Consider the following 19,567-nt stretch of genomic DNA (forward strand, 5'->3'; position numbering starts at 1 on the left):
GATACGAATGGACTTGGGTATTAAGGGGTGCGTTGCGCTAATTACGGGGGGCGCGAGAGGGTTAGGTTTGGCGGAAGCAGAGGCGCTCGCTGCGGAGGGGGTCGCGATTGCCGTTAATGATGTCGATCGTGACGCAGCGGAACAGGCTGTTTCGCGTTTAAAGGAACTTGGCGTAGATGCGGCGCAGTTCGTGGGCGACGCGGCTGACGAGGTCGCGGTCCGTGAATTGACAAAGGCGATCGTCAATCGGCTCGGTCGTCTGGACATTCTGGTCAACAATGCGGGTATCGGCGTGCGTCCTTCGTATCAGATCGCCGATATGCCGGCGGATGCTTGGGATCTAATGGTCCATGTCCATATGCGAAGCACGTTTTTGTGGACCCGCGAGGCGATACCGTTCATGCGGTCGCAAGGATGGGGGCGGATCATCAATACATCATCGATGAACTATACGGGCGGCGGACGTCCAGGTGCGTCCCATTATGTGGCCGCCAAAGCTGGCATCGCGGGTTTTACGCGGACGTTGGCCAAGGAAGTCGGGTCCTACGGCATCACTGCCAATGCCATCGCGCCGGGATACGTGGAGACCGATCTCATCGGCGGTTTCACGACGGAGATGCTGGCGATCATTCGTGATCAAAATCCTGTTCGGCGACTATGCACGCCGCACGAAATCGGAAGTGCCGTGGCATTTCTGGCATCGAGAAACAGCGGGTTTATCAACGGCGAGTTGCTTTGTATCGACGGTGGTCGGCGCGAATTTGACTGGGGCGAATAGCATACGTGGCGCAGTCGTGGAGCGAGTGGGGTACCCCCTTGAGGTTCGCAATCTGCGAATTGCAAACCTAACGGGAGACGATGTCGTCGTGCGCATATGTGCAACGAGTCTCTGCCATACCGACTTGGAAGCGGTGGCTGGTCAGCTTGGCACGCCGCTCCCCTTCATACCGGGGCACGAGGCCGCAGGCACTGTGGAATGGACCGGAGCCTCCGTTGAGCGGTTGTCAGTCGGCGACCATGTCGTTCTTTCTTGGAATCCGCATTGCGGACATTGCTATTACTGCGCCCGCGAGCAATCGATTCTATGCGAGCAGTATCGAGCGAATGCAGTGCAGTCGGTACACTTCGACGGAAAGGCCCGAATTTTTGACGGCGAACGGCCCATTCATCAGTTGATGTACGCCGATCTCACGCACGGGCGCGGTGCGGACTACGTTTTCGAAGCGGCCGGCAACGAAGTGGGGTTCCAGACCAGCCTGGAGGTCGTGAGACCGGGAGGGCAGGTCGTTTGGCTCGGAAAGGTCGCCCAGCAGCAGCAGGTAAGCTTTCGTTGGGGTTCGCTGATGGGTGAAAAGAATATCGTGCGCTCGAGTTATGGAGGCAGCCGTGCGCAGGACTTCTTTCCTTCGCTTGCGGAAGCCTATTTAAACGGTGACTTGCTGCTGGACGACTACGTGACTAGCCGCATCTCACTCCCCGAGATCAACAGTGCTCTCGATCGCTTGCGGCAAGGTCTCGAAATTCGATCCGTTATCGAATTCTGATGCTTCGTTTGTGTCGCGTGCGCGTGACGAGTGGAGCCGGGATGGGAGATTTATCCACGCCATCCCGGCCAACCCTGCATCAGAACGTGTTGACTTCGCCCGATCCGCCATAGGCGGACCATCCGCCGTCTACGAAAAGCTCTGCGCCGGTAATGTAGGACGCCCAGTCGGAAAGCAGAAACGCGGCGGCTTGAGCGATCTCTTCCGGTCGCGCCATGCGTCCCAGCGGCGTTCTGTTTATAATGCGTGTCACGTCAGTTGCGCCGCCATTGATAATAGCTTCAGCCATCGGTGTGAGGACATATCCCGGGCCGATGGCATTGACACGAATTCCCGATTGGCCCCACTCAGTCGCAAAACACCGGGCGAGGTATCCGACCGCAGCCTTGGATGTGCCGTAGGCGCTGCGCCGTGGTTGGCCGTTGTATCCTGCGATGGATGTTACGACCACCATTGAACCCGAACGTTGGGCCTCCATTTCCCGTGCGGCGAGACTGCAGACGAGTTGGGTGCCGCGCAAATTGACGTCGATAACGCGTTGCCATACATCGATATCTTGTTCCGTCGCTTTTCCGAGATGATGGATTCCGGCGCAGTGAAATAGGCCATCCAAGCCACCGAGCTTGGCAACGGTTTCGCTGATCAGCCTTTCCGCTTGAGCTGGGACAGAGATATCAGCCGAGACGTGGCCCCGAGCTCCGGTTTCCTTGGCGGCTTCCGCAATCGCGTTGCTGTTGACGTCGGAGAGAAGAACTTCGGCTCCCAATTCGGTGAAGAGCTTGCAGGCAGCGTTGCCGATGCCGCTTGCTCCGCCGGTAACGAGGATTCGCTTTCCAGATAGTCCGAACGGCGGTGTTGATGATGATCCCTGCATCTTGTCCCTGAGTCCCTTTTTTGCGAGGAGGCCACCTCCAGGCGGATTTCCCCGTCCATTGAATGGCGCAAACCTGATTTGCCCGCGCCTTGGCGGCGATAGTGATACGGCTTGCCGTCGGTGGACCGACGTAATTTCGGCTGACGCGCGACGTCAGCGAAGATGAACGGTCAGGCACCGCATAAAGACTAGGCAATAGGTGCGTCGACCATGCCATTTCATGCCTTCCCGTTTCATCAGTTTTCCTGAAGTCAGAAGTCAGGCGATGTTGCTATTCTCCCAGTGGTGGCTCTCCTAGGGTTATTGGGCAGGATAGCAGGTGCCGGAGAGATCGCCCTGGAACTCCATATGGGGTGACAGGCGGATCCAGAGAGCACCGCGATCCGGATGGAATTTTCCATTTTGGGGAGAGAAACATGCGCGATATCAGTTTTTCCGCGAGCCGTAGGCGTATCTTGAAGACAGCTAGTGCGACCGCCGCGTTGGGCGCCACCGGCTTGTTGGCTGCACCTGCGATTGCACAGAATACCCCGTTGCGGATCGGTATTATTGCTCCTCGAGGCGGAATGGCTGGGACCGCAGGCGAGTGCGGCATTCGTGCAGTCGAGTGGTCGGTGGCACAATTGAATGCCGGGGACGGGATTGGCGGTCGAAAGATCGAGCTTGTCGTTCAGGAAGAAACAACGCCAAAGGAAACCATCGACCGCTATCGCAAACTGGTGTTGCAAGACAAAGTCGACAGCGTACAGGGCATAATCTCGTCGGGCGTAAGCCTGGCGCTGGCGCCGGCAGCCGAACAATCCAAGATGCTGACTCTGCTTTGGGACGGCACGACACAGGATGGCGTCAAGGAGATGATGCCGAATCCGCAATACGTGTTCCGCGCGATCGACAATGAGGTCGACGCCGTAATGTCGTCGTTGCTCGCGATCCGGCATTTCAAGGGAAAGTTCGCGCGGATCGCAGGCATCAACGCCGACTATACCTATGGCCGCAATACTTGGACCACGTTTACCGCACTGCTGAAGAAATTCGGCATTGAGCATACCGTAGTCGCGGAACAATGGGTGAAGGTCGGAACGATGGACCTCACTTCCAACGTGACTGCTCTGAAGGCCACCAATCCTGACCTGATTTTCACTTCTATGTTGTTTGCGGATTTGCCAGTGTTCATGCGTCAGGCGCACAATGTGGGACTGACAGATGGTGTCAAGTTTGTGATGCCTGCAGCGGGATGGCAGCAGACCGCTCTCAAGAAGGAGTTTACGCCCGAGAACATCGTATTCGGTCACAGTACGATGTACTTCGATAACCCAGCAGCGTCGGCTCTACAGAAAAGCTTCGTGAAATGGTACTACGAAAAATATAAAGACTATCCGCATTGGGAAGCGGATCGGGCATACTTCTGTCTTCATCTGTACAAAGCGGGCATTGAGAAGGCGATGGCGGCGAAGTCCGGATTGTGGCCGACGTCCACCGAGATCGCGGAAGCAATGCCGGGTCTGAAGATTGAATCGCTAGGCGGCCCCGCATCGATGCGGCGTGATCACATCCCCAACCAGATTATTTTCCAAGGGCTGACCACGCATAAGAACGACTATGATTTCGTAACGCTCGCCGCAACCGAGACGATGTCGACGGAGGAAATCCAGAAACCCGCCGGCGCGGACTTCTGGGAATGGTTGCAGACGAGCAATCTGAAAATCTAGTCGCATTCTTTAAGGGGGGGGGCGCGGACCGCGGTTTGCGTCGGCGAAATAATCCATGGTTACAGCGCTTAGTATCCTGATGGCAGGGCTCTTTCACGGTGCAGCGCTTTTTTTGCTGACCTCGGGATTGCAACTGATCTTTGGTGTCCAAAGGATCGTCAATCTTGCATGCGGCTCGATATATGCCCTTGGCGCGTATGTAGGCGTGTCTGCGACGACGTGGGCTTTAGCGAACGGGCTTCCGGTTCCGCTATTCCCTCTCGTGCTGTTGGCGTCCGGATTAGTGGCGGGATTGATAGGACTGCCGTTGGAGCGTGTCTTGAGCACGATCTATCGGCGACCCGAGTCATTCCAGTTGCTGCTAACGTTCTCGCTCATTCTGGTTTTTCAGGATGCAATCCGTTTCTTCTGGGGAGCGGACCCGCGCCAGTTGCCGAACGTAGCGATGATCTACGGCTCCATCCACGTCGGCGGCGTGCAGATGCCAACCTATAATTTCTTGGTTATTTTCGCCGCCATTGCTGTCGCGGCTGGTCTGACATGGTTCTTAAACCACACGACCTCCGGAAAGATTCTGCGTTCCACCGCCGAAAACCGCGAGGCAAGCGCTGCTATGGGTGTAAACGTTCGGCTGATCTATCTCCTGGTATTCACCATGGGTACCATGTTGAGCACTGTCGGCGGAGCGCTTGTTGTGCCGACCGCAGCAGCATCTCTGCAAATGGGTGTCGAACTGGTCGTTGATGCCTTCGCAGTCATTGTGATTGGCGGCCTCGGGAGCATGAAGGGCGCTGCCGTGGGCGCGCTTATCGTCGGGATGATCCGCGCTGGCGCGCTTTTCATCTATCCGGAGGTGGATATTTTGGCGACATACGCGATCGTTCTGATCGTGCTGATTTGGCGACCGACCGGCCTGTTTGGAAAGGCCGTAGCATGAAACCAGTTACATCGGCACTAAGTGCAACTGCGAAGTCAAAAGAGTCTGCGGTTCACCCCGGAATGCTCGCGAAGGTCGCTCTGTTGGTAGTCGTGGTGGGGCTAAGCGCGGCGCCTTTCGTTGCTGATGTCTACTACGTCAGCCTCGGCATCCCTTTCATGGCGTACGGAATCGCCTTGCTTGGATTCAACCTGCTCTTTGGATATGGCGGCCAACTGTCTTTCGGCCACGCACTGTTCCTGGCCATTGGGGCATATTCCGCCGCATTGGCAGTGCGGTTCACCGGCATCGCGGCATTCGAATGGATGTTGTTTTGCGCCGTGGTTGCTGCGGTGGCGGTGTCGGTGCCGTTGGCATGGATTGCAAGCCGATTTACTGGAATTTTCTTTGGAATGCTCACGCTCTCGTTTGGCATGCTGTTCTATTCGTTTCTCAATAAGTTCTACGATTTGACAGGTGGAGACAGCGGCATGAATGTTCTCCAGCCGTCGCTTCTCGGCATCGACTTCTCGCAGACCAATAAGATGGGATTTTTGGCGGGCCCATTTTATTACTATTGCTTAGCTCTATTACTCGTAGGCGCATGGATTATGTGGCGCATTGTTCGCTCGCCCTACGGTCTTCATCTTCAGGCCTCTCGCGACAACGAGGTGAAAGCAAACTATCTTGGTGTGAAGATTCGCCAGGTGCGCGCGGTCGCCTTCGTGATTTCTGCGATCTATGGTGCGGTCGGAGGCGTCATACTTGGCATAAACACGGGCCTTGCTGATCCGGAGCTTTCCTATTGGCAGCAATCCGGTCATCTCGTTTTTATGGCGGTTCTGGGCGGTTACCAGGAGTTTATAGGCCCTATCGCAGGTGCCTTGATCTTCATCCTGCTTCAGGACGAGTTGCAGGCCGCCACTCAGTATTGGCGGTTTTTTCTGGGTGTGGTGTTGGCATTGCTCGTGATTGGGATGCCGGGAGGCCTTTTAGGTACAGCGAAGCTGATTTGGGCGAGATGGAGGCGGTGATGTCCAAAGATCATCTGCTTGTCGCTGAGTGTATCTCCAAATCATATGGAAGCTTTGTTGCCATGCAGGGTGTGGACCTGCACCTCTCTGAGGGTGAGTTCGTGTCCGTCGTTGGGCCTAACGGAGCCGGTAAGACCACGCTCGTCAACGTACTTACAGGACTGCATGCACCAACTGAAGGCCGAGTTCGGTTCATGGGTCGCGATATATCCGGGCATAGTTCCGTGGATCTTTCAACTCGAGGTCTCGCGCGCGCGTTCCAGCTCGTGAGCGTATTTCCCGACATGACGGTGAGAGAGACACTCACTGTTGCGGCCTGTTCCCGTCTCGGCCTGCGCTGGAAGTTATTCGCAGATGCTTCGCGTAACCTTGGCGTCCAAGAGGTGGTTTCGGCGATCGCCGCTGCGTTTCGACTGACGAATTCGCTGGATAATCGCGCAAATTCATTGCCGCACGGCAAACGAAAGTTGCTTGATGTCGCGAGTGCTTTTGCGTTGCATCCGAAAGTGATCTTGCTGGACGAGCCGACGGCAGGTGTCTCGACCGCCGACAAGCACGGGGTGATGGAAACGCTGTTGTCGGCTGCACGCGAGATGGGAATCGGCGCCATTCTCTTGATTGAGCACGATATGGATCTCGTTCGGCGTTATTCGTCGCGGATCGTCGCCATGCAGGGCGGACGCAAGATCGCCGATCTACCTACTGAGCAATTCTTCGCCGACGACGCCGTTCTTTCCGTTGTGATCGGCAAGGAGGCGCATTCATGACTCTGCAGATCGAGGGTCTGAATGTATCGATCATGGGAAATCGTGTGCTGCACGATCTCTCGTTGCGGGTATCGCCCGGAGAACTGGTATGTCTTGTTGGTCGTAATGGTGCAGGAAAGACTACGACGTTTCGATCGGTCATGGGATTCGAGTCGATCGGAAGCGGGCAAGTATCATGGCGCGGCCAGGTATTGAACCAACTTGCAACGCATCGCATTGCTGCCGCCGGGTTAGGTTACACGCCCGAAGGCAGCGATGTGTTCGGCGATCTCACTGTTAAGGACAATATCGCGTTGCCGACTTGGACCCGCAAGTCGAATAGATCGGCGGAGGATCGGATCGAGGCGGCCTATGCCATATTTCCGAAGCTGAGATCCTATGCTCATCGAGGAGGCCAGCAGTTGTCCGGGGGGGAACGTAAAATGGTGTCCATCGCCCGCGCGCTTGCGCTAGATCCGGAGTTGCTTTTGCTGGATGAGGCATTTGAAGGACTTTCGCCGGCGATTTTACCCACCATCAGCAATGGTCTGCGAAGCATTCTCGAGCAAGGCCGCTCGGTACTGCTCGCTGAATCGAATTTCTACCATCTGCCTCGTTTTGCGGATCGCCTCTATGTGATTGAACGTGGCGCGATTGTTTTCGAAGGTACACGTGAGCAGGCCGAGGCCGATCCAGCAACCATGAGGGTTATCAAGGGAGTCGAGTAAATCGGATGGGATATCCGTCACAGCCTCCCTTAGAAGCCGTTTCGCCGAGCGGGATTGATCGGTTACTCGCTCCAGGCATGTTGCCAATTGTCGACGCCATCCGGGCCGCGAACCGCTTGGGAGTGGATCTGGCAAGCTTGCCGATAGAAGAGGCCCGCGCCAAATATGCTGCGGTTCAAAGGGGCTGGAAGCCTACCCTGCCTTTCGACGTGACAATCGAACGTTTCTCGATCCCCTGCGGCAGCTTTAGTCTTTCGGCGATACGGATAGTCCCGGCGGCGAAGGACAGCGAGCCACCGGCGCAGCTTCTCTATCTTCACGGCGGAGGATGGGTTTTCGGATCTATAGATACTCATCTATCTCCAATGGCCCATCTAGCTGCACGAGCCGGAGTGGAAGTCGTCGGGATTGACTATCGGCTTGCTCCCGAAGCGCCGTTTCCCGCCTCTTTGATTGCGTGGAGGCATGGCGCTGGTTGTACTCGACGAAGCCTATCCGTTCGGCACCGCTGCGGTTTGTCGGAGGTGATTCTGCAGGCGCCAACCTGGCGGTGGCGCTGATGTTGAATTTGCGGGATGCGGGAGCGCTGCTGCCGGACGCTGCGCTGCTGTTTTACGGTGCCTATGCGGCCGACGAGGACACGCCATCGCATCGGACGTTTTGCAATGGAGACTACGGGCTTTCCAGTGGCCGTATGGCTTGGTTCCGGAAACTATATCTTGAACGCTCGAGTACTCCGGTTGAGGCAACTGATCCGCTTGTATCTCCGCTGCATGCGGACCTTCAGGGTCTGTCACCACTCTTTATTTTGTCGGCGCAGTGTGATGCTCTTTGCAGCGAAGGCGAGTTGTTTGCGCAGCGGGCGAGAGGCTGGCGTCGCGGTTCAGGCTTCAATTCAGCCGGGGTTGATCCACGGTTTTCTGCAAATGGCGGGGATTGTCCCCGAGACGATGACGGCCTTCGATAAGGCGGCTGCTTTTATGCACTCGCAACAGCGAGCCCACGCCCAGCCGTCAGTTTGACGCGCGTGGGTAATCTCGCCAAGTCGCTCCCGCTGCTCACTGCCGCTGAGCAGCTGCAGCATCCGCCGTTGCAGCCCGATTGGGTCGACGCGCCACACTACCTCGTCAGTCTCGGAGATTTTCCGCTTGAATCCGGAGAAGTCATTGAGGAATTCATCATATCGTTCGCCGCACACGGTGATCTTTGCGACGATCGATTGCCGATCGCACTCACGCTCTGCGCCATCGGAAGCACCCATCATCGAATGGATTTCATGATTGGCGCCGGACGAGCGCTCGATCCTACTCGCTTCCGCATACTCGCTGTTGATGCCATCGGAAATGGACTGACGACATCGCCATCAACCTCGAGAACCCAACGAGGATACTCCTTTCCTCAATTTTCGATCAGCGACATGGTCCGCAGCCAAGCTTTCCTGGTGGAACGGCTCGGCATTGGACCGGTCGATCTCGTCGTTGGCGCATCGATGGGTGGAATGCAGGCACTTGCGTGGGGTGTAATGTACGCGCGTGTCGTGCGCCGGATTGTTGCCTTGACGCCCATGGCAAGGACCGCACCTTGGGCCCGCCTTGTAAACACCACAGCACGCTCAGCGCTGGAGAATGGAATACGGCGTCGGATGCACGATGATCCGTCTTCGGACCCTTGGTATGACTGGGTTCCTCTCATGCAGGCATTGGCGATGCGCACTCCTGGTCAGTTCGATGCTGAGATTTCGGGTTGCCCCGGCGATCGGGACGGTCAGGCAGCCGACCCTGGTCCATGGCTCGACCTCCGACGGTCTTGGTGGCGATCACAGGGCTTCGATCCGATAGACTGGATCTATCAATCAAGAGCCTATGATCAGCATGATGTCGGAAGGCTTGGCTCCTTCAATGGAGATACAGTTGCCGCTCTGCGCTCTATTCGTGCTCCAACCTTCATAGCTGCGCCCGCGCTAGATCTCTATAACCCGGCGGACGCGGCGATCTGGGCATCGCGCCATATTCCACATTGCTGCTACATGGAGATCGATAGCGAGTTTGGGCACATGGCCGCGACCGGTCTTGACCGGAGAGCATCCCGGGATCTGAACGATGCGGTCGCCAAGTTTATCACCAAGCATATCATGCGTCCTAGTTTGCCCGCGGAGAAATGAGGCATAACGGCGGAGAGGGTTGAATGGACATTCGTCTGATACACTATTTTATGAGCGTCTATGAAGAACGCAGCTTCGTGAAGGCTGCGGAGCGCATGCATGTCGTGCCATCGGCACTAAGTATGCAGATACGCAATCTTGAAGATGAATTGGGAACGGCTGTGTTCGAGCGCACGAAAAAGGGCGTAGAAGCAACGGTAGCGGGCCGGCGGTTCTATGAACTCTGTCAGCCAATAGCTCGCACGTTGGCCTTCGCGAAGCAGGAAATGCGTGACCTAGTTCAGGGTAACAGCGTATCCGGCTCCCTTCGCGTGGGGCTACCTTCGGCAACGAGCTTTGGAATTCTCGGCGATCTGCTCAACGAGTTTACGAGCTTGTATCCTAACGTCGATGTAACCGTCGTCGAAGCGTTCAGCCGCTATGTGACCGAACAAGTACAATCGGGTTTTCTTGACGTGGCCCTAGGTGCGCTGCCGGTGGATCATAGTGGCTTGGCATGTCGGCCAGCCCATCTAGACCACTTCGTGTTGATCTCTGGAAAGCCGATCAACGGCGCACAATTCACACCCATCGATTTGGCAGCAATGAAGGAACTTAAACTTGTCGTGCCCTCTGAACGACATCTGATGGGGGCCACGTTATTGGACTACATCACCGGGGGCGAAATTGTCGTAAAGCGCGTCATGAAAGTGGACGGATTTGTGGGAACAATCGAGAGCATCAGGCGCTCCGATTGGGGAGCTGTATGTCAGGCTATCGGGGTCATGCAATACTTGGACAGAAAAGACCTGTTTATCTATCCGATCTACAAGCCGGTCATGCAGCTTGAGTCGTATTTTCTACATCATCCCAGCCGTCCATTGACGTTGGCCGCGCGCTGCTTTGTCGAAATGCTAGAACGAAGGTTGCTCGATGTTCGCACCGCCTGGGCGAAAATTTATTCTTGGACGTGAAGGAGATAGTCAGCCCAATTTTCGTGCTTCGGCAAACAAACATTATTCATGAATGGATGCTTTCGCATTCTGGTGAGGGATTGAAACCGTCGGCACTAACGTATGTGAACTTGAGCGTACGGGGTAAAATCTTGATTTCTTTCAGGCGGTGTGAAAGCTCGGAGATCGAATGTCTCCCAATTGCGCCTGTTCGAGGCAGCATCCAACGCCTTCCGAACGTGCTGCCGCGCTCCGTCAGGCGCTACGTAGCCAGATTCGGAATTGGTCTCTCAGCCATTCGCAATAACCGGGTGTTGTTCGTCCCGATTTGATCCTGTCAGCGGTCCGGGTTTGCTGCCTCCGGCGTGTAAAGAAAATGATATTGCAATTTCAATTACATACGAGTTCGCAGTTTTATTCTGAATGGCGCGCCACTACTCATCTGCGAACCCGGATTAGGCCCATTCCGGCTAGCCAGGACCGCTCTTTCGGTCACGTCCTTGCTGCTTGATCCAGATGTCCGCGACTATGGAGCTGATACAGCCTCATCTTAAGGATTAACAATGATTGCGTGATGAACGTCTGCATCTGGTGCTGAGCGCTCCGCGAGCGGGTTAAACGTTTGACGCCGGCAGAAACGGTGTGCGCGAAATGCGTCGCTTCTGGCGCAAAAAGCGACTTGATCGCCTGATGCAGGCATCATCACGATCTATGCAGGTTTATCGACGCCGGTCCGAAGCATTGTCAAAATTTGCCGCGCTATGGATGCTGGCGTATCACGGTCTTTCTTAAACCAGAACAACGACCAAGAAAGTGCGCCAATCAGGGTAAGCCGGAGATAGCGCCGGTCCACTTTGTTGCGAAGTGGTAGATCGTCGATAAGGTTTATGAAGATCTTCTCATAATCGTCCCGCAGGGCGATGACCCGCGTCTTGATGCTCTCCGGATAGTGCCAGGGCGGCATCACAAACAGAACCTGATTTGCGCGCCGCCAGTCGAGCAGACCAGTGATATGGGCGACGCATGCAGTTTCCATCCGCAGCCAAGGATCGGTCTTGAGCGCGATCGCGTCGTTGACGCTGTTGAGTAACTCGACGCCGCCTTTCTCCCAGACTGCCCACAGCAGTTCTTCCTTTGAGTCGAAGTGATAGTACATCGATGCTGGCTGCATTTTCGCAGCCGCAGCAATGTCGCGCATCGATGCACCGTCGACCCCTTGTTTGTTGAAGAGGGTTTCCGCGACGGAAATAATTCGCTCCCGCGCCTGTTTTCCTTTTGTCAGCCCCGGCTTGTCACCTGGCATCCTCTTGTCTGCTTTAGCTTTTTTGGCTTTCGCCAATGTTATCGATGCCATCTATGCGCCTCGCTCTATAGCACTTGATTTTCTAACGATCGTTCGGTAAATGAAATTATCTAACGCTCGTTCGATAATAACACTCAACTTTCGATGAGGAAGCCATGTCGATCCCCGCTCGCCTAAATAGACTGATAAAGACCGAAAAACAGCGGCATTTCCCCAAGGATTTTATGGCCGGTTGGGAAGATTATGAGACTTGGGAAAACGCCACAGTTGGCCAGTCGGGTCCGGCGCAGCGCACGTTCGCAATCACCGAGGAAGACATTCTCGACTACAACAAGGCGTGTGGCGAGACCGATCCGCTCATGGTCGACCCGGAGTATGCGCGCAAGAACTCTCCAACTGGAGAACTGCTGCAGCATCCTGTGTTCGTAACCACGATTGCCTTCTACAGCCTCGGTGAGAAGGGTATAGGAACCTGGATCCGCACGCCGGGTGCGCGAAATCCACAGCAGCGCATCGAAATTCTCGAGCCGTTTCGGTACGGCGAGACAATTACCACGACAGTGACGACGTCTCAGAAATTCATTCAGCGTGGCAAGCCCTACCTTCAGATGTTGCTCGACTTTCATAACGAGAAGGGGGGGCTCAAGGCGCGCTGGTTGTGCTCGCTGATTCTTCCCGAGACGCAGGCGGATGTCGCCCGCTTCGCAAACGCTTGATCGAGGAGTTCTTCATGACTGTTCCGACTTTCAGCAAAATTGAAGCCAGCTATACCTTTCCGCCCGTTACGCAGTCCTATGCACAGTCCGCGATCGATCACTACGCGCTTGCCTCGCTGGATATGAATCCTGTTCACACCAACGAGGAATGGGCGTCGCGAGCCCAGGTGTTCGGGATGCCCGTCACGGTGGGGCACGGTATGATGACGATGTCCACGCTGGCCTCCGTCGTTACGCGTGCCTGGGGTGCCGTCGGTAAAAACGGCGGCTCCATTCGTTACGTCGATTCCAAGTTCACCAAGCCGGTCAAGGTCGGTGAAACCGTAACCGCCACCGGAAGGTTGAAGCAGAAGCACTTCCACGGACCAGGCAAGAACTGGGTGCAGGTGGTAATCGAGGGTAGGGACTCAACCGGTGATCTGATCGGTATTTCCGAGGTAGGTTACAATCTTCCCGATTGATTAGAACAAGGGGTCGGAATCCTTTCCGACCCCTTTCCGTTATGCGCCGTTTCATTGACACCAAAAATAACCAAACGTACGATCGTTTGAAATAAAAAGCGAATGTCGAGGGGAGAGAACGCCATGCCAAGCCGTATTGGCGACGCGTTGCACTGGTATGCGACCTACACGCCTGAGAAGACCGCCATCATTTCGAGCGCTGGATCGCAAACATACAGGCAGTTGTGGTCGCGTGTACGCCGCCTCGCGAACTCATTCGCGAAGGTCGGAATCAAGCCGGGTGACCGTGTCGCTCTCCTGATGCAGAACAGCAGCCGTTATCTCGAGCTTTACCATGTCGCCGCGCTGATGGGCGTTGCCGTGGTGCCACTAAACTTTCGCTTCGTTGCAAGCGAAATCGAATATGTCGTCAATCATTCCGGTGCGAGTTCTTTGGTGTACGACGCGCCGTTCGCCGACACTGTCAACGCGCTTCGCGACAAGATGCCGTCGATAGGCGATCGTTACATTGTCTCGGACGGTCCGGGAGCAAACGGGGTGCATTCGTATGAAGCCTTGGTAGAGGCCGGCAACGAATCCGGACCTGATGTGCTGGCCGATCTCGATGCCTGTTACTTTCAGGGTTACACGTCTGGTACGACCGGGTTTCCAAAGGGATGCGTCAATCCACACCGGGCATTTGCCGATTGCCTGCGTCGTATGGCGACGATCTACGGCATTACCGCGGAGGATCAAGAATTCGTTGCAGCGCCATTGTTTCACGAGGCGCCGGCGCTATTTGCTCTGCTTCAACTGTTCTGCGGCGGTACCGTCATCGTCTCCAGTGATAGTACTCCGGCCAATGTTTTCGGCCTGATTGACCGCTACAAGGCGACATGGGCTTTCATGGTGCCGACCATGTGGGCTGCGATGATGACGAGCGAGGAGATCGATACATTTGATCTTGGGTCGCTACGTATCGTCATCAGTGGCGGTTCGCCGCTGCTTACACACATCAAGGAGTCCATTCTCAAGAGGCTTCCCGACGCAGGTCTCAACGAGTTCTATGGCGGTACAGAAGTCGGGCTGGTCACGAATCTCGGTCCGGCCGATCAGCAACGCAAGGTGAGGTCCGTCGGTCGTCCGGTTGTCGGGATGTTCGTTGAACTGCGCGACGAGCACGGCAAGTCCGTCCCGCAAGGCGAGGTCGGCGAGATTCATATCGGCGGCGCCACGCTTATCCGCGAGTATTTCAACAATCCGGAGGCGACGGCCAGCGCCCGTAGCGGCAGCTTCTTTACGCTCGGCGACATGGGACGATTCGATGAGGAGGGGTGCCTCTACATCGTCGATCGCAAGAAGGACATGATCATCAGTGGCGGCGAAAACATCTTTCCTAACGACATCGAAGATGTCCTGCACAAGCATCCCGCGGTGAACATGGTCGCGGTTGTCGGTGCGCCCGATCCAAAGTGGGGTGAAATCGTTGTGGCTGCCGTCGTGCTGAAGCAGGGGCATTCCGCGACGGAGGCGGATCTGATTGCGCACTGCAAGGCCGGGTTGTCGAACTTCAAGGTGCCTAAGAAAATCGACTTCCGCGACGAACTCCCAATGTCTTCGTTCGGAAAAATCCTGAGGCGTGATGTCCGGCAAGCCTACTGGGAGAAGCAGGACATCCAGGTCTGACGACCCAACGGCCGCGAGACAGAGATCAAAAGCAGCACCCCGAAAGCTGCAAACAGTCTCAAAAGAGCTGAGAAACAGAAAACATACCGGAGAGGAACAATCATTATGAAGCCATCACACTATTTTCGCGGCGCGGCTTTCGCGCTCGCTGCGGCGGCGGTTACGGCTTTCGCGCAACCTGCTATAGCGCAGCAGCCTTACAAGATTGGTGCGATGCTCGACGTTACCGGTGGTGCGTCCTTCCTGGGCAAGCCCGAACACAACGCCGTCATACTTGCGGTGGAAGAGGCTAATCAGGCTGGTGGAATTCGCGGCAACAAGATCGAGTTGGTCTTCGAGGACACCAAGAGCACCGAAACCGATACCGTTCTTGCTGCTCGCAAGTTGATCAATCAGGCGAAGGTGCTGGCCATTGTCGGACCAAGTCGGACGGGCGGCGCGATGGCTGCGATACCAATCGTCACTGAGGCGGAAGTCGCACTGTTGTGCCCGGTGTCGGGTGTCGGCGTGATTCAGCCAATCGCCGAACGCAAATGGGTATTTCGCCCTGGCCAAGGCGGCGATCTTTCCGTGGCCAAGGTGCTCGATTACGCCCGGCGTGCGGGATGGAAGAAGCTCGGAATTCTCTATTCAGCGGACGCCTATGGCGAGGACGGGCGCGACAACATGCGCAAGCTCGCCACAAGCGCAGGCGTATCTCTCGATCGCGAGGAATCGTTTCCAGCCAACTCGACCGATCTTAAGCCGCAACTCGCTAAGCTAAAATCGGCTGGGGTGGACGCGATCTTCATGCATGGTCTCGGCGCGCCATCGGCCATCGTTTACAAGAATGCTCGCGAGCTCGAATTGGCGACCCCGATCATCTCGGGTCATGGCCAGGCAAACAACGCCTTCCGTAGCGCGGTCGGAGATGCAGTGATCGGGCAGCCGATCGTGGGAGCTCCTGTTTTGGTGTGGAGCGAACTGCCGAACACGCATCCCCAGAAGAAGGTATCGGAATCGTATGTTACCAAATACCAGGCGAAGTTCGGTATGGCTCCGGACATGTTCGCCGGCGTGGCCTACGACTCCGCCAACATGATTCTGCAAGCGATTCGCGAGACCAATGGCGAGCGCGCACAAATTCGCGACTGGCTCGAGAACAAGGTGAAGAACTATGTCGGCGTCACCGGTGTCTTCAACTTCAGCGCCCAGGATCACGGCGGATTGAAGAGCGACGCGCTCGTAATGATGATCGCTGGCAAGGACGGCTGGCGTCTCGCCGATTACGAGAAGTAAGCCGCCATGGATTGGGGTGCAATTCCGCAGTTCCTCGCTGGAGGACTTGCCATCGGTGCCGTCTACGGGCTGATCGGCGTTGGATTCAGCCTGATCTACAGCACAAGCAAGGTCATCAATTTTGCGCAGGGCGAGTTCGTCGTTTACGGCGGACTCGCCACCGTATCGTTGACCATATTCGACATTCCGGCGGCCGTCGCCCTCCCGCTGTCGCTGGCTGCGAGCATCGTCATGGGAGGGGCCTTGCAGGGGCTACTTTCAACGGCACGGAAAGGCAGCAATGAACTGACCTACATCATGACCACAATCGGCGTGGCTATAGCCCTGCAAGGGCTCGCTCATCAGATATGGGGTACCGACTACAAGACATTCGCGCTCTATCCGCAGGGCGCAATCAAGGTGCTCGGAGCCAGCGTCAACTATGCGACCATGACGATCCTGACCATGACTGCCGTCGTGTGCACAGTGTTGTGGGTCTTCCTGTTTCGAACGATGGTGGGCAAAGCAATGCGCGCTTGCGCCAACGACAGCCGAGCGGCCCAGACCGTCGGTATCCGGCCGCGTCGGATGGTTCTGCTTGCCTATGTGGCCAGCGCTGCCATCGGTGGCCTGGCTGGAATGCTCATCACGCCGTCGCAGATGATGTCGTACGACAATGGTGTCATTCTGGCGATCAAGGGATTTACCGCCGCCATCGTCGGCGGACTGGCCAATCCGTTCGGTGCGGTGATTGGCGGACTGGTATTGGGACTACTCGAAGGACTGGGCGTCGGGCTGATATCATCCGACCTTCAAAATGCGTACGCTTTCTTCGCGCTTCTGTTGATTCTTCTGGTTAGGCCTCAAGGTCTGTTTGGTCGAACCGAGCCGGGATCGGCCCGATGAGTGCGCGGTCTTATGCGGCTGCCGAGTGGATGAAGCAAGGGCCTGCGCTCGGCATTTTGGCGACGTTCGCCGTCATCCCGTGCGTTTCGCAGGATTCCTACGTCCTCGGTGTGTGGACGTTTCTGCTTCTCAACATTCTCGTGGTCATCGGGCTCGATCTTCTGCTCGGATATGCGGGGCAGCTCTCGCTCGGCCATGGCATCTTTGTTGCGATCGGCGCCTATGCGTCCGGCCTCCTCACCACGAAGGCGGGCTGGTCCGGCTGGGCGGCGATGCCCGTCGGCATGCTCGCTGCGGCATTGCTGGCTGCAATCGTGGCAGTGCCGACGCTTCGCCTGCGCGGATACTATCTGGCGATGGCGACGCTGGGCTTCCCCGTGATGTTCGATGCGGCGATCCGTGTCACGTCGCAATGGAGCGGCGGATCTTCCGGCGTAATCTCTATCCCTCGGCTTAAAGTCGGCAGCTACATCCTGCGCGACCCCCTCGTTTATTACTATCTTGTGCTCGCCGTTGTTGCCGTCGTTCTTCTGTTGGTCTGGAATCTGGCAAACTCCCGTCTGGGATTGAAGCTGCGCGCGATCCACGCGGACGAAACGGCAGCTTCGGCGCGGGGCATTGACGTGACCTTACTTAAGGTCGCAGTGTTCGTTGCAAGCGCCTCGATCGCCGCATTGAGCGGAAGCCTGTACGTTCACAATGTTCAGTTCGTGGCGCCCGATACGTTCGGCCTGAACTATTCGCTGACGATCGTCATTATGCTCGTTGTTGGCGGGATGGGACGCATCTGGGGCGGCATTCTCGGGGTCGTTTTGCTAGGCTGGATGCCGGAGTTGCTGCGCGAAGCTGCGACGTGGCAGCCGGTGATCTTCGGATCGATCCTCGCCATCATCATGTTATTTGCACCGAGCGGCCTTGCCGGCTTTGTCCGCAGGCGCTCCTTGCTCACCCCCGTCGACGCGACACCCGTCACACGGGTGAAATCTTCCGATGGAGAACGCGTTCTCTCCGTCAAGGACATCGAAAAGGCCTTTGGTGGCGTGCAAGCAGTCAAGGGTTTGGGCTTTGATGTCAGCGCGGGCGAGATCAAATCCATCATCGGCCCCAACGGCGCAGGAAAGTCCACCGCGCTGGCGATAGTCTCGGGTGCCATCGCAGCCGACCGTGGCAAGATCGAGTTTTGCGGGCATGCTGTTGAGGGGGAGCCGGCCTACCAGCGCGCCCGTCGCGGACTGGGGCGCACATTCCAGCACGCCCGCCTGATCCCGACGCTAACCGTCTACGAGAACATGCTGTTGGGTGCTTCCATCCACGGCCGGTCCGGCGAGATTGAAGCGAGCAGGGTTCTGCGCCAGCTTGATCTTGTGAGCGTGGCGCAAGCTTTCCCGGAGAAGACGAATCAATACGAGCGCAGGCTCACCGAAATCGGCATCGCGCTGGCGGCCGACCCGCGCCTGCTGCTGCTGGATGAGCCCGGCGCGGGCCTGTCGTCCACGGAGATTGAGTGGTTGGCCAATCTATTGCGCGAGGAGAAGCAGAAGGGGCGCGCGATCGTTCTCGTCGATCACATCATGAGCCTGGTTCTTCCGCTATCCGACAGTATCTTGGTCCTGAACAGCGGCACACCGATCATTGATGGCAGTCCAGCAACGGTGATCGCCGATCCTGCGGTCCGGAGTGCGTATTTGGGCGAGAGGAGCGACGTGCATGCTTGACGTCAGGGGACTGCAGGTCCGTTACGGCGCGCTCCTCGCAGTGGACAATCTCGATCTTCACGTTCCTGAGGGTGAGATTGTTGTTCTGATTGGCGCGAATGGCGCAGGTAAATCCAGCACGGTGAATGCTATTGCCGGGCTTATACGCCCGGAGAAGGGCGAGATCAGATTCGCTGGTGAGGATGTCTGCCGTCTCGATGCTGCGGGGCGGGTTCGGCGAGGGCTCGCCCTGGTGATCGAGGGGCGCGGCGTCTTTTCGGAGATGACGGTTCGGGAGAATATCGAGCTTGGCGCTTACTCAAAGTCGAGGTTGCGGGCAGCTCTCTTGCAGTCCGCCATCGACGAGGCGGTTGCGATGTTCCCGCGGCTGGGCGGCCGTTTCGATCAGGTTGCCGGTACACTCAGTGGAGGTGAACAGCAGATGCTGGCGATCGCACGCGCGTTGATGAGTTCGCCGCGCTTGTTGGTTCTGGATGAACCGTCCCTTGGTCTCGCTCCGCGCATTGTGGACGAAATCGCCGAACGGCTGGTTCAGCTTGCCCGAAAATCCGGCGTGACTGTGCTTGTCGCGGAGCAGAATGCAGCCCTTGGACTGGATATCGCTGATCGCGGCTATGTTCTGCAACAGGGGCGAGCGGTGCTTGACGGAACTGCATCGGAGTTGCGGTCGAATAGTGATCTGGTGCGGCTGTATCTGGGGAGCTAAGGGAATCTAGCTGCTCCTTTTAGGTAGTCGAACGTCACGTCTGCCGCCTTTGCTTGGGCGGCCGCATTTCTGCGCTTCGTCGTTTAGCTTGGGCCTGTCTAGTTGGTAGATCGGCGGACGGCACGCCGTTCGGCCGTCGTAGTAGCGTCGCCATTTCCCTCTTCGGGCTTAGAAACTCCCTGCTCTTCGAAACA

General features: G+C 56.8%; 18 protein-coding genes and 1 pseudogene. 17 read left to right on the top strand and 2 right to left on the bottom strand.

What is annotated here, in order from left to right:
• The first annotated feature begins 7 nt into the window (after nt 1–7).
• Together AC1Q6J_RS17585 and AC1Q6J_RS17590 are read left to right on the top strand one after the other, a co-directional pair.
• Entirely contained in the window at nt 8–778 is a 771-nt protein-coding gene (locus AC1Q6J_RS17585; RefSeq protein WP_492280503.1) for an SDR family NAD(P)-dependent oxidoreductase, read from the top strand.
• A gap of 25 nt (nt 779–803) precedes the next feature.
• The gene (locus AC1Q6J_RS17590) at nt 804–1,544 is read left to right on the top strand and encodes an alcohol dehydrogenase catalytic domain-containing protein (RefSeq protein WP_492280555.1); all 741 of its coding nucleotides are present in this window, start codon (nt 804–806) and stop codon (nt 1,542–1,544) included.
• 79 nt (nt 1,545–1,623) lie between these two features.
• Here the strand turns inward: AC1Q6J_RS17590 and AC1Q6J_RS17595 are convergent, their stop codons facing one another.
• Nucleotides 1,624–2,418 carry an SDR family NAD(P)-dependent oxidoreductase gene (locus tag AC1Q6J_RS17595; protein WP_492280504.1) on the bottom strand — a complete coding sequence of 265 codons (795 nt, stop codon included), beginning with the start codon at nt 2,416–2,418 and terminating at the stop codon, nt 1,624–1,626.
• A 416-nt stretch (nt 2,419–2,834) separates the two neighbouring features.
• Between AC1Q6J_RS17595 and AC1Q6J_RS17600 the strand changes: the two genes are divergently transcribed.
• The 8 genes and pseudogenes from AC1Q6J_RS17600 (at nt 2,835) to AC1Q6J_RS17635 (ending at nt 10,665) form a co-directional block, all read left to right on the top strand.
• A complete protein-coding gene (locus AC1Q6J_RS17600; RefSeq protein WP_492280505.1) occupies nt 2,835–4,127 on the top strand; it encodes an ABC transporter substrate-binding protein in 1,293 nt (430 codons plus the stop codon).
• A gap of 55 nt (nt 4,128–4,182) precedes the next feature.
• Nucleotides 4,183–5,064 carry a branched-chain amino acid ABC transporter permease gene (locus AC1Q6J_RS17605; protein WP_492280506.1) on the top strand — a complete coding sequence of 294 codons (882 nt, stop codon included), beginning with the start codon at nt 4,183–4,185 and terminating at the stop codon, nt 5,062–5,064.
• Complete coding sequence (locus tag AC1Q6J_RS17610) at nt 5,061–6,077, top strand: branched-chain amino acid ABC transporter permease (protein WP_492280507.1); 1,017 nt, start codon at nt 5,061–5,063, stop codon at nt 6,075–6,077. Before AC1Q6J_RS17605 ends, AC1Q6J_RS17610 begins: the two co-directional genes overlap by 4 nt.
• The gene (locus AC1Q6J_RS17615) at nt 6,077–6,844 is read left to right on the top strand and encodes an ABC transporter ATP-binding protein (RefSeq protein ID WP_492280508.1); all 768 of its coding nucleotides are present in this window, start codon (nt 6,077–6,079) and stop codon (nt 6,842–6,844) included. The genes AC1Q6J_RS17610 and AC1Q6J_RS17615 overlap by 1 nt, the downstream gene beginning before the upstream one ends.
• Nucleotides 6,841–7,551, top strand: a complete 711-nt coding sequence (locus AC1Q6J_RS17620; RefSeq protein ID WP_492280509.1) for an ABC transporter ATP-binding protein — start codon at nt 6,841–6,843, stop codon at nt 7,549–7,551. The genes AC1Q6J_RS17615 and AC1Q6J_RS17620 overlap by 4 nt, the downstream gene beginning before the upstream one ends.
• Before the next feature lie 365 nt (nt 7,552–7,916).
• Nucleotides 7,917–8,518 (top strand): annotated as a pseudogene (locus AC1Q6J_RS17625) (alpha/beta hydrolase fold domain-containing protein).
• Nucleotides 8,519–8,578: 60 nt separating this feature from the next.
• The gene (locus AC1Q6J_RS17630; RefSeq protein WP_492280510.1) at nt 8,579–9,712 is read left to right on the top strand and encodes an alpha/beta fold hydrolase; all 1,134 of its coding nucleotides are present in this window, start codon (nt 8,579–8,581) and stop codon (nt 9,710–9,712) included.
• A gap of 23 nt (nt 9,713–9,735) precedes the next feature.
• Entirely contained in the window at nt 9,736–10,665 is a 930-nt protein-coding gene (locus AC1Q6J_RS17635) for a LysR family transcriptional regulator (protein WP_492280511.1), read from the top strand.
• A 688-nt stretch (nt 10,666–11,353) separates the two neighbouring features.
• On the opposite strand, the gene AC1Q6J_RS17640 is transcribed toward AC1Q6J_RS17635, so the two are convergent.
• Nucleotides 11,354–11,998, bottom strand: coding sequence for a TetR/AcrR family transcriptional regulator (locus tag AC1Q6J_RS17640; protein WP_492280512.1), 645 nt, complete (start codon nt 11,996–11,998; stop codon nt 11,354–11,356).
• Between the two features lie 104 nt (nt 11,999–12,102).
• Here AC1Q6J_RS17640 and AC1Q6J_RS17645 point away from each other — a divergent pair, with 104 nt between their 5' ends.
• The 7 genes from AC1Q6J_RS17645 to AC1Q6J_RS17675 all read left to right on the top strand — a co-directional run bounded on the left by AC1Q6J_RS17645 (nt 12,103) and on the right by AC1Q6J_RS17675 (nt 19,373).
• Nucleotides 12,103–12,663: an FAS1-like dehydratase domain-containing protein gene (locus AC1Q6J_RS17645; RefSeq protein WP_492280513.1), complete on the top strand. Its 561-nt coding sequence runs from the start codon at nt 12,103–12,105 to the stop codon at nt 12,661–12,663.
• Nucleotides 12,664–12,677: 14 nt separating this feature from the next.
• Nucleotides 12,678–13,124: a MaoC family dehydratase gene (locus AC1Q6J_RS17650; protein ID WP_492280514.1), complete on the top strand. Its 447-nt coding sequence runs from the start codon at nt 12,678–12,680 to the stop codon at nt 13,122–13,124.
• Between the two features lie 123 nt (nt 13,125–13,247).
• Nucleotides 13,248–14,789 carry a class I adenylate-forming enzyme family protein gene (locus AC1Q6J_RS17655; RefSeq protein WP_492280515.1) on the top strand — a complete coding sequence of 514 codons (1,542 nt, stop codon included), beginning with the start codon at nt 13,248–13,250 and terminating at the stop codon, nt 14,787–14,789.
• A gap of 105 nt (nt 14,790–14,894) precedes the next feature.
• Nucleotides 14,895–16,067: an ABC transporter substrate-binding protein gene (locus AC1Q6J_RS17660; protein ID WP_492280516.1), complete on the top strand. Its 1,173-nt coding sequence runs from the start codon at nt 14,895–14,897 to the stop codon at nt 16,065–16,067.
• A gap of 6 nt (nt 16,068–16,073) precedes the next feature.
• A complete protein-coding gene (locus AC1Q6J_RS17665) occupies nt 16,074–16,952 on the top strand; it encodes a branched-chain amino acid ABC transporter permease (protein WP_492280517.1) in 879 nt (292 codons plus the stop codon).
• Nucleotides 16,949–18,667, top strand: a complete 1,719-nt coding sequence (locus tag AC1Q6J_RS17670) for a branched-chain amino acid ABC transporter ATP-binding protein/permease (RefSeq protein WP_492280518.1) — start codon at nt 16,949–16,951, stop codon at nt 18,665–18,667. Before AC1Q6J_RS17665 ends, AC1Q6J_RS17670 begins: the two co-directional genes overlap by 4 nt.
• Nucleotides 18,660–19,373, top strand: coding sequence for an ABC transporter ATP-binding protein (locus tag AC1Q6J_RS17675; protein ID WP_492280519.1), 714 nt, complete (start codon nt 18,660–18,662; stop codon nt 19,371–19,373). The genes AC1Q6J_RS17670 and AC1Q6J_RS17675 overlap by 8 nt, the downstream gene beginning before the upstream one ends.
• The last annotated feature ends 194 nt before the right edge of the window (nt 19,374–19,567 follow it).

Source organism: Afipia sp. MLSD5-FHT05B12, assembly GCF_058793355.1.

Excerpts from the sequence above, each read along its gene's own strand:
- AC1Q6J_RS17635 (WP_492280511.1), top strand. The coding sequence starts at position 9,736 with ATGGACATTCGTCTGATACACTATTTTATGAGCGTCTATGAAGAACGC.
- AC1Q6J_RS17610 (WP_492280507.1), top strand. The coding sequence starts at position 5,061 with ATGAAACCAGTTACATCGGCACTAAGTGCAACTGCGAAGTCAAAAGAG.
- AC1Q6J_RS17650 (WP_492280514.1), top strand. The coding sequence starts at position 12,678 with ATGACTGTTCCGACTTTCAGCAAAATTGAAGCCAGCTATACCTTTCCG.
- AC1Q6J_RS17640 (WP_492280512.1), bottom strand. The coding sequence starts at position 11,998 with ATGGCATCGATAACATTGGCGAAAGCCAAAAAAGCTAAAGCAGACAAG.
- AC1Q6J_RS17600 (WP_492280505.1), top strand. The coding sequence starts at position 2,835 with ATGCGCGATATCAGTTTTTCCGCGAGCCGTAGGCGTATCTTGAAGACA.
- AC1Q6J_RS17670 (WP_492280518.1), top strand. The coding sequence starts at position 16,949 with ATGAGTGCGCGGTCTTATGCGGCTGCCGAGTGGATGAAGCAAGGGCCT.
- AC1Q6J_RS17620 (WP_492280509.1), top strand. The coding sequence starts at position 6,841 with ATGACTCTGCAGATCGAGGGTCTGAATGTATCGATCATGGGAAATCGT.
- AC1Q6J_RS17585 (WP_492280503.1), top strand. The coding sequence starts at position 8 with ATGGACTTGGGTATTAAGGGGTGCGTTGCGCTAATTACGGGGGGCGCG.
- AC1Q6J_RS17665 (WP_492280517.1), top strand. The coding sequence starts at position 16,074 with ATGGATTGGGGTGCAATTCCGCAGTTCCTCGCTGGAGGACTTGCCATC.
- AC1Q6J_RS17675 (WP_492280519.1), top strand. The coding sequence starts at position 18,660 with ATGCTTGACGTCAGGGGACTGCAGGTCCGTTACGGCGCGCTCCTCGCA.
- AC1Q6J_RS17605 (WP_492280506.1), top strand. The coding sequence starts at position 4,183 with ATGGTTACAGCGCTTAGTATCCTGATGGCAGGGCTCTTTCACGGTGCA.
- AC1Q6J_RS17615 (WP_492280508.1), top strand. The coding sequence starts at position 6,077 with ATGTCCAAAGATCATCTGCTTGTCGCTGAGTGTATCTCCAAATCATAT.
- AC1Q6J_RS17660 (WP_492280516.1), top strand. The coding sequence starts at position 14,895 with ATGAAGCCATCACACTATTTTCGCGGCGCGGCTTTCGCGCTCGCTGCG.
- AC1Q6J_RS17645 (WP_492280513.1), top strand. The coding sequence starts at position 12,103 with ATGTCGATCCCCGCTCGCCTAAATAGACTGATAAAGACCGAAAAACAG.
- AC1Q6J_RS17655 (WP_492280515.1), top strand. The coding sequence starts at position 13,248 with ATGCCAAGCCGTATTGGCGACGCGTTGCACTGGTATGCGACCTACACG.
- AC1Q6J_RS17595 (WP_492280504.1), bottom strand. The coding sequence starts at position 2,418 with ATGCAGGGATCATCATCAACACCGCCGTTCGGACTATCTGGAAAGCGA.